Below are 15,527 nucleotides of genomic sequence, written 5' to 3' on the forward strand. Positions count from 1 at the left end.
CGCTCATTTATAATAAGGGCATCAAACGCCAGCGAGACAACGGTTATGCTCTCACCTGATCTCAAAAATGCGTTACCAACGACTGATGAACTTCCCTGTTCAGACGATACGCCAGTGGATAACGAAGACCAAAACTTTTTGCCCAACATTTTATTATTCTTACTCAACTCCATTTGGGCAAATCGCCTGGATTGGTACTTCGGAGTAGACATGGGAGTGTATCACACCACAGGCGTAAATCCTAGAGTACCTGTAGTGCCGGATGCTTTTTTAAGTGTGGGAGTAGAACGGAAAAAGGGTGGTAAATCACGCAAAAGTTACGCGGTTTGGGAAGAAAATGGGGTAGTTCCGATATTCACATTAGAAATGGTATCCCATACCCCAGGAGGTGAATATGACGAGAAGCTAGATATATATAAAAAACTTGGTGTATTGTACTACGTAATTTATAACCCTGAGTTTTGGCGACGTGATCAACATCAACCTTTTGAAGTGTATAAATTGATAGATGGAAGCTACCAGCTACAAATAGGTGAGCCTTATTTTATGCCAGAAGTGGGGTTAAGTATTGGGCGACACCAGGCTGTAATTGCCGGCATACAACAGCAGTTTTTATGTTGGTATGATGAGCAAGGAAACCGCTATTTGACAGATGCAGAACAGGCACAACAGGAGCGATCGCGGGCTGAACAAGAGCGGCAAAGGGCTGAACAATTAGCGCAGTATTTACGTTCTTTAGGTGTAGATCCAAATAATTTACCTGGTAATCCGTAATTACGAATTACGAATTTTTAATGATTTACCACCATGAGCAAATCATTTAGATCATCTGCATTACTGTTAATTAACCCCTTAATTGTAGAAAGAAATTCATTTTCTAAATAAGGCTTAGTTAAGTAAGCTTTTGCACCCAATTCTTGAGCAAGTTGGCGATGCTTTTCAGAGCTGCGAGAAGTGAGAATCACCACAGGGATTTTTGCTAATTTGGGGTATTGACGGAAATTGCCTAACAACTCAAAACCATTCATTCGTGGCATCTCTAAATCGGAGACGACAACTTGAATTTCTGGATGTAACTGCAACTTTTCTAGAGCTTCTACACCATTTTGAGCTTGTATTACTTGATAGCCCGATTTTTGTAGAGTGAGAGAGATAGTTTGGCGCAAACTAATTGCGTCATCTACTACTAAAACAACTTTTGGTGATTTATGATCTGGCTTTTGAGAATAACTGGGTTGAGTTTCTATCGTTTTTATGGAAGTAGATGCAGTAAGTAATGGTGTAGATGCAAAAGTGTCTCCCGATATCGCCAAGGCTTTTTTATTTGAGGGAGAAGCTACTGGTAAGGCCATGATATCAAGTGTTGTTTGTTGGATCTCGCTAGATTTGACCAGCAATGAAGCATCAATCACTAAGATGAGATTACCATTGGGTAAACTACTACAACCATAAACGTATTTTGGCGGTGCGATCGCATTTCCTAAAGGTCTGATGACCAGTTCTTGTTCACCAATTATTTGGTCAACTTCCAAAGCAAACATTCCCTGATTTCGTCGGAGCAAAAGCACTGGATTTTTCGCTATGCTTGGGTCGTCAGTATTTGATGTGTTGTATGGAACAGCAGTATTCAAGAATGAATCATTATAATTAATCAATTTTGAAAGGTGACGGAGGCTGACCATAGTCTCATCATTGTCTGTGTTCCAATGCAAGACTTTTTGACCTTCAATTTCTTTAATTTGCTGCTCGGAGGGAATCAATATTTTTTCGATACTGTCCGAAAGAAGGGCATAAATAACACCTTTGGCTTGAACTAGCATTAATTTTTCTGTAGTCATAGAAAAAGGAATTTTGAGTATGAATATTGTTCCTTGGTTGGGTAAGGATTGAACTGAAATTGAGCCATTAAGTGCGTTCATCTGAGTCCGCACAATATCTAACCCCATACCGCGCCCAGAGATTTCAGTCACTTTACCGGCAGTAGAAAATCCAGGTGAAAATATCATGTCTAAAAGTTCAGGTTCTGCCAGATTAGAAGCATAGCTTCTAATTTTTTCTTCAGTTTGTATGGGATATAATTCAGCAGCTTTTGTGCGAATTCTGTCTAAATTCAATCCCTGACCATCATCCCGAACTTCGATAATAGTGTGGCTACCCTGGTGATAAGCGCGGATTTCGATTAATCCTTTTTCTGGTTTCCCAAGCTCTCGGCGAAGTTGTGAAGCTTCAATCCCGTGGTCAAAAGCATTACGTACTAAATGTAATAACGGATCGTAGAGTTTTTCTGCGATCGCTTTATCTACTAGTACCTCAGTACCAGTAAGTTTCAATTCTACAAGTTTGGCATAAACATTCCCCAACTTATTTACCATCTGGGGGAAACGATTTAGGATATTGCCCAAAGGCAACATTCGTGCTTCTACTAAGCTCTCTATAATATTAAGAGTTAAATTCTCTTGTTTGTCACTAATTTGAGCAGCTTGTGTCACGAGCAATTCAAGTGATTCTGTGGTTTCTTGTAGTTGCAGTATTTCTTCTATTGCTTCATGCAATGTTGTATAAAATTCTGTATATACATCCATTTCTAAAGAGTCAAATTTCACCGCAAAATTTTGCGTTTGTTGTGAGGCACTATTTGGTATTTGTAATGGGAGATCGCGTAATTCATTTAAAGTTTTTTGGTGTCTAGTAATTTGCCGTATTAATTGATCAATTATTTCTTTAACTTGTTCATCTTGCAAAGTACGTCTTTTTTGGTAAATCAGTAATTCTCCAGCTAAATAATTGAGGTGTTGCAGTCTTTCTGTATCTACTCGAATAAATGAAGGTTGACGAAAGTTTTTAGTTTGAACATACTGTGATTTATCTTCTATTTCTTTGTTGATCTGTGTAGCTAAATCAGGCATAACTTCAATGGCTGTTTCAGTAACTCCTATAGCTACCTGCTCATTTAGACTTAATGAATCAACTTTTTCTGAATAATCATCATTTGGAGTTGTCACCACTGGCTCTGTCAGGTTTTGGCTAACTTCTTCTCCCCATATTGTCTCTAGTAAATTATCAGTAGTTTGAGAAGATACAGATTTAGATATTTCTTTAAAAACTAATAGTGTTTGCAGTTTCGGAATATCAAGCCAATTTTTTTCTTCGGTAGTAACAGGAGGATAGGTTTTATATTCTTCTGCTAATCTATGAATTCGATTTTGTAATATTTTAATGACTGAGATATAGCCGTCAGATTTATTAACAAAATTCTGAAACTTTGTGACGGCAAATAGGATGATTAAAATTATCCCATGTCTATAAATACAAAGACTTTGGCTATCTTGTTCATCTTGAACAAAATCAAGAAACTTTCTCAGCCAATTTTCAATATAATCAAGTAGATTTTCTCTTCCTAACCTGGGAACAAGTAAATCTAAATTAAGCTCTGCTTCTGGTATTTCTATCTCGTGATTAAACCAACCCAAAATGTAGCGAATTACTTTTAGATAAAACTTGGCAGTTGTTGGATTTACAGATTCATTTTTATTATTGTCAGATGTAGTAAGAAACTGGTAAAATTGCTCTTCATTGATAACAAATATTTCAGCAGATGAATTATTTTGTAATTTTTCAGCTAACTCATTATTTGCCACTAGTGTGAGTTTTTGCAAAGCTAGAGAAGTTTCTCCACCAGATGTGCGATCGCCTTCTAATACCAACTTTTGTGCTTGTTGTAAATCTGTAAGGGCAATTTCAGCGATTTGCTGTACTTGAGTGGGATTTGCTTGCAGTGCTGATAAAATTGTTTGGGAAATTTCTCCCAATCCAGGCAAATTTAAAGATTCTGCTAAACCGAAAAATACCTCAGCTTGGGACTGTAATAATTCAATAAATTCTTTATTATTTGGTGGATTGTTAACAGCTTCAGCAATACTGTTTAGACGTTGCTCTACTCCCACCTCAAAAACTGACTGGACAATATCAAATCCCAATTCCTCAGAAGTGGGAATATGAGCCTCATCACCAAACGCATCACCTAGCTTTTCTTGTAACTGTGAAAACACTGAAGTTGCTCGATTTAGTAGTTCTTCATCATTCACAGTGCTGCCTATTAGCTCAGTATTTAATGCTATGCTAAGACACTCATAAGCTTGTAATAAAAGTGTTTGTAGTTCAGCATCAATTACTACATTTGGGTTATATAAAGCCTTAAATACATCTTCCAAAAAATGGGCTATCATCTTAATAACTTCCAGCCCAACATTAGCAGCACCACCTTTAAGTGTATGAGTAGCCCGCATTAAATTATGGACTTTAGCAGTGCTATAACCTTCCGATAAGCTAAATAGTTCTTGTTCAATAATGTGTACTAATTCTGGAGCTTCAGCTAGAAAGTAGATGTATCCTTGTTCGCGAATTTCGTTATCTGTAATCATATTTTTGATTTTAAATTTTAGATTTGTTACGTAAAATTTTGATTGATGCAATTTGATATCAGTGTTTACTGACATCAAATTGCTCACTTTTTCTAGCGGTAATAAACCAACCTCAACAATAAGTTCCATCCAATAAAGACTTTCATCGGTTTCTTCCTCTACCAAGCTGAGTTTAGCAATGACATCCGCGGTTGACTTCCCACGACAAGCTGACCGATCGTTAGCTCCCATAGATGTTGCTGAACGGATTATCTGCTCTGCCGTTCAGCACTGTCGAAGGGCTTCTACTAAGCGGATTACTCGCAATGCTAGCTGCTTTATTCCCCGCTTAAAATCTTCCTCATTCATAATCCAAAATCTAAAATCTAAAATCTAAAATCTATTTGACTTTAAACTTGCTAGCAGTTGTTAATAGCTCTTGCGCCATCCCTGATAAATCTTGAAACACAGTCGCAATTTCTTGAGATTCAGCAAAAGTTTTATTAGCAATTTCTGCTACATCTTGCATTGATTTTGTGACTGTTACAGATTGGGTCATTTGTTTTTGAGTCGCTGCGGTAATCCGCTCGATTAGCTGACTAATTTCGGCAGTTGCAGAAACGATCGCATTCAAGTTTTGGCGAGTGTCACTGACAAGATTTGTGCCTTCTACTACCTGCTGAATACCAATTTCCATTGCTACTGCAACTTCCCCGGTTTCTGCTTGAATATCCTGGACTAATTTTTCTATTTCGATGGTTGCTGCTGCTGACTGGCGAGATAAAGAACGGACTTCATCGGCTACAACTGCGAAGCCTTTGCCATATTCACCGGCACGGGTAGCTTCAATAGCCGCATTCAGAGCCAGTACGTTTGTCTGTGTGGCAAAATTACCAATCAAATTCACCACTTTGGAGATTTTTTGCGAAGATTCACTGAGGCGTTTAATCTTTTTGCTGGTTTGAGCAACGGTTTCACGAATTCCTTGGATTGCTTGTACAGTCAGATTCATCGCTGTATCGCCAGACTCTACAGTTTCATTGGCTTGTTGCACCGCAACTTGCACTAATTCGGCATTTGCCACCACAGCTTGAGTAGAGTCCACCATCTGTTGAATTTCGCCTAATGCTGCGGTAATTTCCTCAGATTGTTGTTGTGCTAGATTAGTCAGTCCCGCCAGTGAAGCTTCGCTTTTGGTAGAAGTTTGAGCAACTTGTTGAGCAGCCCCTTGTACTTGAAGAACTATTTGCCGCAGCGCTTGCAGGGTATTATTGTAAGCATCAGCGATCGTGCCTAGTTCGTCTTCTGTAATGGGTGCGCGTACTGTTAAGTCACCGTTAAGGGCGGGTCTAAGGGCTGTTAAGAGTTGAATAGATCGTTGTTGTAGTAACTCCTTAGCTGCCTTTTCTCGTGCGGCTGCTTCTGCTAATTTTGCTGACTGTGCTTGTACCTGCTGCAAATATTCGGTATGTTCTAATGCCAGTCCTAACTGGTTCCCAATGCGTGCTAACAACGTGACTTCTGATTCTTCCCAATCACGAGTTCCAGAATTTTGATAAGCTGCCAGCAAACCCCACAATTGCTCCCCAGCAAATACAGGAACAATTACATAAGCTTTGACTTCAAATTGCTCTAAAATTTCAATGTGGCAAGGAGAATGACCTACCTGATAGATGTCATTTACAACAAAGTTTTCATCTTGGCTATATCGACCTCCCTGAGTTTCTTGCAAGTGGGTATCTTCCCAGACGGTTTTGATATCGGGGCCTACCAGTTTTACCCAATTATGGCCTACTGATTCCGCTACAAATTCGCCTGTCCAATTAGGGTTGAATCGATAGACGGCGACGCGATCGCATCGCAGTAATTGCCTTACTTCTTGAGTGGTTGTTTTAAAGATTTCTTCTACATCTAAAGACTGCCGGATGCGGTTACTGATCTTGGTGACAGCTTTCTCTTGTTCTGCTATCTGAGCTAGTTTGTCAGATTTCAACCGCACTAATTCAAAATAATCTATCTGTGATTTAGCTAGACTAAATTGCAAGCTAGTCTGAACCAAAAAGGTCACTTCCCAGGTTTGCCATTCACGGGGGCTAGAATTTTGATAAGCTGCCAGCAAACCCCACAATTTATCCCCAAAGAATATAGGAACAATTATGTAAGCCCTGGCTTCAAACTGCTCTAAAATCTCAATATGGCAGGGAGCAAGCCCTACTTCATAGATATCGTTAACGATAAAGTTTTCACCTTTGACATACCTACCTCCCTTAGTATCTTGCAAGTAAGTATCATCTAAAACGGTTTTAATATCAGGGCCTACCAGTTTTGTCCAACCAGTACCCACAGACTCAGCCACAAATTCACCGCCCCACTCAGGGTTAAAGCGATAGACGGCGACGCGATCGCATCGTAATGATTGACGCACTTCTTGAGTAGTTGTTTTGAAGATGCTATCTACATCTAAAGATTGCCGGATGCGTCCTACTATCTTAGTAAAAGCTTTTTCTTGTTCAACTATTTGAGCTAGTTGTTCAGATTTCTTATGCATTTGTTCGAGATATTCGCCTTGCGAGATAGCCACACCAAATTGCAGTCCAATTTGGGTTACAAAGCTTTCTTCCCAAGGTTGCCAATCACGAGGCCCAGAATTTTGATAAGCTGCCAGCAAGCCCCATAATTTCTCTCCAGAAAATATGGGTGCAATGATGTAAGCCTTCATTTCATACTGCTCTAAAATCTCAATGTGGCATTGAGCATGACCCATTTTATAGATGTCTTTGACGACAAAGCTTTCACCCTTGGCATAACGTCCTCCCTGGGTGTCTTGCAAGTGGCTATCTTCCCAGACCATATAAAAATCAGGGCTGACCATCTTTATCCAGCCATTACCAACTGACTCAGCGACAAACTCGCCACTCCAGTCAGGTTTAAAGCGATAGACACCGACGCGATCGCATTTTAGTAATTGACGTACTTCTTGAGTGGTTGTTTGAAAAATCTTATCGACATTTGATGCCCGCAGAATTTTGTCGATGACTTTAGCTACCGATTTTTTTGCTAGTATTCGCTGTTGTTCTTCTCTTTTGAATTCAAAACTCTGTAATTTGTAGAGCAGTTCTGTTGTAACTTGAGATAGCAGACTAATTTCTATTTCTTGCCACTGCCGCGTTGAATAGCAATTATTTACTGCCAGCAATCCCCATACTTTACCTTCTACTACTATCGGTAAACTCAAACTAGCTTTGATTTGAAATTTATCTAGTAGTTGCTTTTGATAAGGGGTAAGTTGAATCTGATTGATATCATCAATAACTACAGGTTCGATATAATCTTGGTTAGTATATAAACCAAAAATAATTCCAGGAATATTTTCGCCTAGAGTTGGTGTCCAACCTAATGTTCGAGATTCTGCTAAAACATTACCTGAATCAAGGGAAGTAAACTGATAAATTAAGGCGCGATCGCAGCCAATTTTTTCTCTAATTTGGGCTACAGTAATTTTGAGTAGTGTATCAATGTCTGGAGCTTGGCGCAGATGAGTTGCGATGTCTTGCAACTGTCGCCGCCAAGTTTTAAATTCCTGAGCGATGGCATTTAATAAAGATATTTCATTACTAGCAATATTTGCTATATTAGCGTTCCCATTCAAATTTTCTACTTCAGATATAAGATGCTCATTTTCATGGCTGTTGCTATACAAAAATGTCATTTGATTAACCTCAAAGTTTGTTATGGATAATAAGTGGATAGTTGGCAGGTAAGAATGGACTATTATTTGCTTATTAAAAATTAGAAATTGTCCAAAACTTATCCCCGATCATCTATTTCAAATTTTTAATTGTGAATCTTCCAGATGGGAGATTGTATGATCGTGATCGCATCCAAATTAAAAATCATATCTTCGGAATCATTAATAAAGTATCCCTGTAAAAAAGGTGATATTCTAGGATAGAATAGTTCGGGACTTGGGGGTTTCATTTGTTGAATATCCAGCCATTCAATATCTATAAGCTGTTTCACCAATAGTCCTAAATACTTACCATTGTTTTCCAGAACAATCGCCATCATTATTGAAATTAAATTTGCTCCTTGTGAAATTGGAGGATAACCTAACATTGCCTCTAAATCTACTAACCAAAGCATCTCACCACGCCAGTTATAAATACCCAAAATGCTACTCGACATCTGTGGAACACCACATATTTCAGGTAATGATACTTGCAAAACTTCTGTGATGTGTTGTAAAGAAATGACAGCTGTATCTTTCACTCCCAAATTAAAACTTAAAAACTTTTCCTTGGTTTCCAAAGTTATTTATCCTTTGTTCTTGATTGTTTATATCTAGCCACTATTTGCCTTTGTTATTCGATCTTGTAGAGCTTATATATTAGAATTAGTGACTTTTAATGTTCGTTGATTTATTGCCTTTTTACTAATTAATGAATTAATCGCTTTAAAATTACCACTAGTTCTTCTCTATCAATCGGTTTTGATAGATAACCATCAGCGCCCAACATATTACCCCAAATTTTATCTACATCACTATTTTTGGTAGAGCAAAAAACCACAGGTATTTTGCTAGTGTCGGGGTTATTTTTCAGTTCTCGGCAAATTTCAAAGCCACTTTTTCCTGGTAAAATTACATCGAGAAATATGAGGTCTGGCTTGTTTTTATCTATTTTGTCTTGAGCTTCTTCGCTGCTGGTGGCGCTAATTACAGAATAACCTGCCTGTTGCAAGTAACGGCTGATTATTTCCATATCTGTTAAGCCATCTTCAACAACTAAAACAGTATTCATGATAATTACCCTTTAAAAAATTTTAAGAATGTAGACAAATTAGATATACAAATCCTAAATGATTCATGAACAAAGACATGCAGGAATTACGCACAAAAGATTCCCCAATTCCCTTAAAAAAGGGAGCTAGTGGGAGTGCGCCAACGAGGTTTTAGGTTTTAAATGTGTAATTCCTGACATAGAAAGGACTAGAGACTAGCCCTTTCTATGTCATAATCAATATTTCACAACTCAAATAGGACTGCTATAAATACAAAAAGTTGTATTTGTCTAATTTTGATTCAATGTTTATCTATTAACCTCAGAAAAAGTACGTAGCGGACAGAATTTAATATATATATTTGTGAATATTAAAGAATGTTATCAAGAAAGAATAAAAGCATTATTCGTCATAATTAAGGCGTAATTTTATAGGAATATAATCAAACAAATATTTAAATATTTACAAAAAAATAATTAAGTAGCTTTCATATTGCTACCTAATTATTCCTTCTGAATTCTGGCTTATTTTTATGTTTATGGACGCGAGAAAGTCTATAGGTTGTAAAAATTTGGTTCTGGGTATTACTGAGTTATAGTCCAATACTGAGAAATGAAATTTTTAAGCCAATCAGACTAACTGATGATTAATTATCAATAAAAATTATTCATTCTCCCTAATTACAAACCTATCTAGAACTTATATTCTATTTTTGAAAAACTTAGTGCAACCTAAAAAGGCTCTTTTCGCATTGCTTATTGCTTATTGCTTATTACTAGTTAAAGCAAGTAACTATGGCTACGCCAGGCTGCGCGAACAGAAATCAAAGCGGATTCCTATACATTGGCTTTACTCTTCTCAATGGGAACACTCAATGTAGGTAAATACTTACGTATTATACTCATTACCTTGTCAGGCGCTACGGGTTTAGTAATAAAATCTGTAGAACCGACTACTTTGGCACGAACTCTATCTAAAAGACCATCACTGCCTGTTAATATAATCACTGGTGTATTGGCAAAGGCTGATATTCGCCGCAACTGAGTGCAGATTTCATAACCACTGGCAACTGGCATAATCAAATCCAAGAAAATTAGGTCTGGTTTATCTTGAATCAGGGTTGGAAGTGCTTGTACAGCATCTTGAATTTTAATAAACCTTAGTCCATTGGAAGTAATAATATCCTCTAGCATTTTACAGACTTGAGGACTATCATCTACGCAGGCCACTAATGGAGCATTCGGTTTCTTTGGTTGTGTAGTGTGAGGCTTATTGTTGGTCTCAGTCACTACTAACGGCATATCAGGTACTTCTACCAATTCGATGATTCCTTTAAGGATATAAGGAAGCAACGAACGGGTGAGTGGTAGTACACTCTGCTTCATTTTCACAGCTAAATCTAAGAGAGTGAATTTGCCATTGATTAAATTCAAAAAGTTTTTGTAGACAGATAGACTTACCATCTGCTGGAGTTGTTCTGGTCGCCGCAAAACCGGTGCCAAATTAGGAGAAAAATTTGCTAAACCTGCGGCTGACCAAGTTTTCCATGAATCTTGCATGTGCTTTACAGACATTTCTGCACTCGTAAAGCTCATCGGTGTTTCGAGGATAACTTCTTGGCTGCGATTGCAAGTTATAGAAGCGAAATTTCCTTGCAATGCTAAGTCAAATAGTAATTCTGCTATGGTGCTTTCGGCAATAGACTGAATCTGTTCCCTCTGAATTCTCTGTTTTTTATAAAAGATTTCTAAAAGGCGGTAATCCCAGTAATCTATTGATATGTCTTGTGAACGCAACAGCAATTTATCAACATCAATCTGAGGACAGTTTTGAGCCATGTGTCTACGCCAGCGCCGGAAGGGATGAGTACCCCCTGTTGCCCAAACGATACGTCCCAGGCGATAATAAAAAGTCCATTGGCCACCCTTTGAACTTTTAATATTTAATTTGCCATTATATTGCAGTTGAGTACAAGTTTTAAATTCATTAACTAAATTATTTGAAAGAATAAGTTCCGAGTGGGTCATATTTTATTCCTTGTATTAAAAAGCCAGTTATTGAAAAACCCACACTAGTTGTATAGTGGTCAGAAGACACGTCAAAATTGATATATAGCAGTCAAAATCAAGTTTATTAAAATCAAGACAATGATGAGAAAATACCAAAAATCCTGTTAATCTATAAATCCGATTTCATACAGTTTGTTATCGGTAGACTTTACGAATCAAGTAGCTTGCTATAGTCCAGATCATTAGGATGCATTCAGTATTAACTGATTATTTTAATAATTTTCATACGGAATTCTATCCGTATAAGTTCTGAATTTTTGTTTAAAATGATTAGTAATATTGAGGAATTTTTAAATTTATTTATTATAATTGGCTGTGAATGTTAAAAATATTTATTTAATTTTACATTTATTAATACAAGTTAATTGAAGCGAGCTTTTTTAGGGAATATTATCTTTAAAAAAAGGTGTGCTGCTCAGACAAGTAGCAGCCACCTGTAGAGTATTTATTTAGGAAAATGTCTTTAAGATTGGTTGTGGTTTTGATAGCTCATAACAGCTGCCCTAAGATTACTTTGGTGTTCTGAAAGAAGCCGATCGCCATCCTCTTTTTCCAAACCAGTCCAGTGCATTAATAATGCTAGTTTAACCCACTTGCCACTACGTTCTAATAAAAAACCAGCAGCTTCCCGACTTAAGCCTGTGAGGTCTTGCAATATTCGTAAAGCGCGATCGCGTAACTTTTGATTTGTTACTGCCACATCCACCATACGATTACCATAAACCTTACCTAGTTTAACCATTACTCCTGTGGAAAGGATATTTAAAGCTAACTTCGTGACTGTACCAGCTTTCAGGCGAGTTGAACCGGCGATGATTTCTGGCCCTGTCAATAGGCGAATGTCAATATCAGCATCAATGCTAACTTGTTCAGCCGGAACACAGGCGATAAAAATAGTACTGGCTCCCCGTTGACGAGCCGCATGAATGGCACCGTGGACATAAGGTGTTGTCCCACCAGCAGTAATACCGACAACTACATCTAGCTGAGTAATGTGTCGCCCAGCGATCGCAGCTTCACCATCTTCGATGCTATCTTCTAAATCCTCCGAACTGCGTACCAGCGCACCCGCACCACCAGCAATAATCCCCTGTACCAACTCTGGGGGCGTACAAAAAGTAGGTGGACACTCAGCAGCATCTAGCACCCCTAACCTGCCACTTGTGCCCGCGCCAATGTAAAATAAGCGTCCTCCGTGACGCAAACGCTCTGCGGTGCTATCAATCGCTTCAGCCAACTGAACTTTCGCCGCTGCAACCGCTGCAATTGCTTTTTGATCTTCGCTATTAAACAGTTCTACCAATTCCAGAGAACTGAGCTGGTCTAAGTTAAGACTGTTAGGATTTACCAGCTCGGTTAAAAGATGCCCACGTTCTTGCAAGTTTGTCATTTATCCTTATGTCCTTTGTCCGTTGTCCGTTGTCATTAGTCAGTTAGCGACCAATGACCAGTGACCAATGACCCTTCGGGTTCACCAGTTGCTCATGGGGGAAACCCCCTTGGCGCTAGCCTCTCCCTTTGGGAGAAGACCGCACTGGCTCACCAATGACTAATGACTAATGACTAATTAAAGCAATCCTTCCAATTTGCGACGCATCTTCTCTAGTTCAGAATCAGATAATTCTGGTTCTTCTAGTGGCTGTTGATTGAGAGGGAAGGTGTCTTCAACAGTATCCTCCTTCTGGGCGTTTGCTTGCCAGTCAGTTTGTTCTACGTTCAGTTCTGGGGGAGTGACAACTAAATTGCTGTTTTCTGGGATGATTTCCCATTCATACCCAGCACTTTCGCAAAATTCCTTGATTTCCTCAGCATCGATTGGCTCTGGTGTCGGTGCGGGGAAATCCTGAGCTTCCAGCATTAGGGCAAAGCGCGTGGCATCGTCTTCTGACTCGAACATCAGAATTTTATTGCGATCGCCTTCCCGAATCGTGTGAATCCCCTCATTTTCGGTTCGAGCATTAAAAATTAACACAAAAACACGCATAGGCGTAATCATAACGTTAAACCAATACTTTCAGGTTGAATTTTACTATCTTCTATTAATTTTCTAGTATTTAACCTTTTTAGTGCATTTGAACTACTATTTGCATGATTTTTACTCTAGTAATTTTCTCTTAATAATATTCATATACCTATTATTCCTTTATTTCTCTAACTAGTACTCTGAGTTTATCTCACACATTACCACACAAGGATTACAGCTATTTTTGACGCTATGCCCCCTATTCTCGCTTGCTGATATTGTTTCATCATTCCCTTACTAGTACCCAGTTATAGGTCATTTCTGGCATTAATCAAAGTATCGTGAGAGTCATTATCACTTGCTATTGAGAATAAATAGGAAGGTAGTACAAAAATATTATTTTTATATCTATCTGTCTGTTATCTCCTGAAAACTCCAAGTAGTACTCCAAGTAAATTCAAAACATGCACTGCACAAAAAAAGGACTCTAGATAGAGTCCTTACTATTAACTAAGCTTTTGAGTTATCTATTCACCGAGTAAATCCATCACCTCTTCTAACTTCTGTTTAGCTCGATAAAGGTTAATCAGTACTTGCTGTTCCCAGGATTGAGGAGGATGAAGTCTCCTATTCTCCAGTGTGAACTTAATAAGCGCCGCTTGTTCATCAGTTGGCGTATTCATTTGATCAAGTGCAGCGCTGATATTTTGGAAAGCTTCAAAACTTACCCGTCTTAATCCCCTACATTCTTGCATCTGGTTAAGTGCGATCGCTGGGAATGCTAGCAAGCTGACAATATATGAATTCTTGTATCCAGCGTTCCCAGTAGGCTTAAGTCCGTATCTACGGCACAAGTCCCGAAGGTCTTGAATAGTTTTGATTTCGAGTTCCGATCGTGTAAACATAGAGTAACCATTCCTTAAAAGTGGTATCGGTAGGTAACAACTTTCTCAGGGTGAATTACCTACCGAATTAAAACTGTATTTCGATGCTTGCGCCGAAACAAGCTATATTTACATCTCTCAACAATGTCTAACCGTAAGGGTAATCCTCAAAACTTTGATAATCCACCGAGTAAAGAATTAACTGAAAATGTTACTTTTAGAGCTACCAAGGAAATGAAGGAAGAAATACAGCAACAGGATAATCCAGCGCAGTTTTGCAGAGATGCCGTTCAAAAAGCACTGGATGAAAAGAAAGGAAGGCAACAGTAATTAGAGCTTTATTTCTAAGATTCTGTCTAAACTACACAGATAGCTGAAAAGCAATATATATAACAAATTTAAGGCTAGAGTTTGAAAATTGACTCTAGCCTTAAATTTATAGCTGTATCTCTCACTATGTGAGAACCTTAGCGCATCCGTGCCGATTGATTTTCATCGCACTTCTGTAGACCCTGTATGGGGAAGGGGACAATCTTGCTTGATGACTTACAAAAAAGTTAGGGGTCGATTTCTTTTTCTAGATTTTTTATGTAGACCTCAAATTCTTCAATTGAAAAATTTTCTGTTATCCCTTTTCGTTGTACCTGCCATTCTATTGTCTGTTTTTCATGATTTACGTGTTCTCCACAACTAGATATTTCATATTTATCATCGCTCACTAGAACTTTACATTTATCAATCAACCTTTCTCTTCTAGCAAATTCTTCAGGAGTTGACATGATGTTATTTTTTACCTTAATTGAGTTAAATCAAAGTAATTTTTCTCTGAAAGGATTAAAATATTAGCAATAAAACTTAATAAGAATTTTTAGATTATTTTTTTAACAATAGCAATTATTTATCTATTTCTGGGAATTATGTATATAGTTCTCTAAAGGAATGCTTTTTATGTCACGAGAAATCAAAATTTGTAACCAACCTCTATGGTTTTTAGCAGAACAATGTCATGAAAACGCCACAGCAGTTATTAAAGGATTTTTAGAGTTATTTAATTAGCAATCAAATAAGAAGTTACTAGTTATAATTTAATAGAGTTTTTATGTCTGACTTAATAGTTTACCAACTATCTGATAAAACTGTGCTGAAAAAATTCAAACCAGAAACTAAGATATCTTTAAGAGTAGGGTCAGTAGAAAAACTAGATAACAGTGACGACCGTTTTGTAATACGTCAAATTGAAAGGAAGAGTAAAAATATATATTTTGATGGATTTGATGAATATCGTTGTGAACGAACACAAGAACATAAAGAAATTTATGGTTTTTCAGTACCTGTTATGCCAAATTATTAGTTAAACATCAAAACTAGACTTTAAAATCAAGTTTAGAACGCTTAAGTCCAAAAGATGACCTAAAATGTTAAAAATAATGCC

Annotated in this window: 12 protein-coding genes; 3 read left to right on the forward strand and 9 right to left on the reverse strand. The window is 37.8% G+C overall.

Annotated elements, in window-relative coordinates; genetic code table 11:
* Nucleotides 1-45: 45 nt before the first annotated feature.
* Complete coding sequence (locus ACFFRD_RS11480; RefSeq protein WP_392481552.1) at nt 46-774, forward strand: Uma2 family endonuclease; 729 nt, start codon at nt 46-48, stop codon at nt 772-774.
* Nucleotides 775-791: 17 nt separating this feature from the next.
* Here ACFFRD_RS11480 and ACFFRD_RS11485 read toward each other — a convergent pair whose 3' ends face one another.
* The 8 genes from ACFFRD_RS11485 to ACFFRD_RS11520 all read right to left on the reverse strand — a co-directional run bounded on the left by ACFFRD_RS11485 (nt 792) and on the right by ACFFRD_RS11520 (nt 14,116).
* Nucleotides 792-4,652 (reverse strand): response regulator, encoded by a 3,861-nt coding sequence (locus tag ACFFRD_RS11485; protein ID WP_392481553.1) that lies wholly within the window; start codon nt 4,650-4,652, stop codon nt 792-794.
* A 148-nt stretch (nt 4,653-4,800) separates the two neighbouring features.
* Nucleotides 4,801-8,109, reverse strand: a complete 3,309-nt coding sequence (locus tag ACFFRD_RS11490) for a GAF domain-containing protein (protein ID WP_392481554.1) — start codon at nt 8,107-8,109, stop codon at nt 4,801-4,803.
* A 125-nt stretch (nt 8,110-8,234) separates the two neighbouring features.
* Nucleotides 8,235-8,708: a chemotaxis protein CheW gene (locus tag ACFFRD_RS11495; RefSeq protein ID WP_392481555.1), complete on the reverse strand. Its 474-nt coding sequence runs from the start codon at nt 8,706-8,708 to the stop codon at nt 8,235-8,237.
* A 128-nt stretch (nt 8,709-8,836) separates the two neighbouring features.
* A complete protein-coding gene (locus ACFFRD_RS11500) occupies nt 8,837-9,199 on the reverse strand; it encodes a response regulator transcription factor (RefSeq protein WP_114084071.1) in 363 nt (120 codons plus the stop codon).
* 816 nt (nt 9,200-10,015) lie between these two features.
* Nucleotides 10,016-11,206 (reverse strand): response regulator, encoded by a 1,191-nt coding sequence (locus ACFFRD_RS11505; RefSeq protein ID WP_114084072.1) that lies wholly within the window; start codon nt 11,204-11,206, stop codon nt 10,016-10,018.
* A gap of 505 nt (nt 11,207-11,711) precedes the next feature.
* Complete coding sequence (gene murQ, locus ACFFRD_RS11510; RefSeq protein WP_114084073.1) at nt 11,712-12,638, reverse strand: N-acetylmuramic acid 6-phosphate etherase; 927 nt, start codon at nt 12,636-12,638, stop codon at nt 11,712-11,714.
* A 177-nt stretch (nt 12,639-12,815) separates the two neighbouring features.
* The gene (locus ACFFRD_RS11515; protein WP_012412248.1) at nt 12,816-13,244 is read right to left on the reverse strand and encodes a DUF3110 domain-containing protein; all 429 of its coding nucleotides are present in this window, start codon (nt 13,242-13,244) and stop codon (nt 12,816-12,818) included.
* A 494-nt stretch (nt 13,245-13,738) separates the two neighbouring features.
* Entirely contained in the window at nt 13,739-14,116 is a 378-nt protein-coding gene (locus ACFFRD_RS11520; protein ID WP_392481556.1) for a hypothetical protein, read from the reverse strand.
* Between the two features lie 123 nt (nt 14,117-14,239).
* Here ACFFRD_RS11520 and ACFFRD_RS11525 point away from each other — a divergent pair, with 123 nt between their 5' ends.
* Nucleotides 14,240-14,425, forward strand: a complete 186-nt coding sequence (locus ACFFRD_RS11525; protein WP_392481557.1) for a hypothetical protein — start codon at nt 14,240-14,242, stop codon at nt 14,423-14,425.
* 227 nt (nt 14,426-14,652) lie between these two features.
* Here the strand turns inward: ACFFRD_RS11525 and ACFFRD_RS11530 are convergent, their stop codons facing one another.
* Complete coding sequence (locus ACFFRD_RS11530; protein ID WP_335180729.1) at nt 14,653-14,874, reverse strand: hypothetical protein; 222 nt, start codon at nt 14,872-14,874, stop codon at nt 14,653-14,655.
* A gap of 320 nt (nt 14,875-15,194) precedes the next feature.
* On the opposite strand from ACFFRD_RS11530, the gene ACFFRD_RS11535 reads away from it, so the two are divergent.
* Entirely contained in the window at nt 15,195-15,446 is a 252-nt protein-coding gene (locus tag ACFFRD_RS11535; protein ID WP_392481558.1) for a hypothetical protein, read from the forward strand.
* The last annotated feature ends 81 nt before the right edge of the window (nt 15,447-15,527 follow it).

The sequence above is a fragment of the Nostoc sp. C110 genome, assembly GCF_043099725.1.
In the GTDB taxonomy this organism is placed as follows: Bacteria; Cyanobacteriota; Cyanobacteriia; order Cyanobacteriales; family Nostocaceae; genus Nostoc; species Nostoc muscorum_A.

Excerpts from the sequence above, each read along its gene's own strand:
- ACFFRD_RS11480 (WP_392481552.1), top strand. The coding sequence starts at position 46 with ATGCTCTCACCTGATCTCAAAAATGCGTTACCAACGACTGATGAACTT.
- ACFFRD_RS11485 (WP_392481553.1), bottom strand. The coding sequence starts at position 4,652 with ATGGGAGCTAACGATCGGTCAGCTTGTCGTGGGAAGTCAACCGCGGAT.
- ACFFRD_RS11490 (WP_392481554.1), bottom strand. The coding sequence starts at position 8,109 with ATGACATTTTTGTATAGCAACAGCCATGAAAATGAGCATCTTATATCT.
- ACFFRD_RS11500 (WP_114084071.1), bottom strand. The coding sequence starts at position 9,199 with ATGAATACTGTTTTAGTTGTTGAAGATGGCTTAACAGATATGGAAATA.
- ACFFRD_RS11505 (WP_114084072.1), bottom strand. The coding sequence starts at position 11,206 with ATGACCCACTCGGAACTTATTCTTTCAAATAATTTAGTTAATGAATTT.
- murQ (WP_114084073.1), bottom strand. The coding sequence starts at position 12,638 with ATGACAAACTTGCAAGAACGTGGGCATCTTTTAACCGAGCTGGTAAAT.
- ACFFRD_RS11515 (WP_012412248.1), bottom strand. The coding sequence starts at position 13,244 with ATGATTACGCCTATGCGTGTTTTTGTGTTAATTTTTAATGCTCGAACC.
- ACFFRD_RS11520 (WP_392481556.1), bottom strand. The coding sequence starts at position 14,116 with ATGTTTACACGATCGGAACTCGAAATCAAAACTATTCAAGACCTTCGG.
- ACFFRD_RS11525 (WP_392481557.1), top strand. The coding sequence starts at position 14,240 with ATGTCTAACCGTAAGGGTAATCCTCAAAACTTTGATAATCCACCGAGT.
- ACFFRD_RS11530 (WP_335180729.1), bottom strand. The coding sequence starts at position 14,874 with ATGTCAACTCCTGAAGAATTTGCTAGAAGAGAAAGGTTGATTGATAAA.
- ACFFRD_RS11535 (WP_392481558.1), top strand. The coding sequence starts at position 15,195 with ATGTCTGACTTAATAGTTTACCAACTATCTGATAAAACTGTGCTGAAA.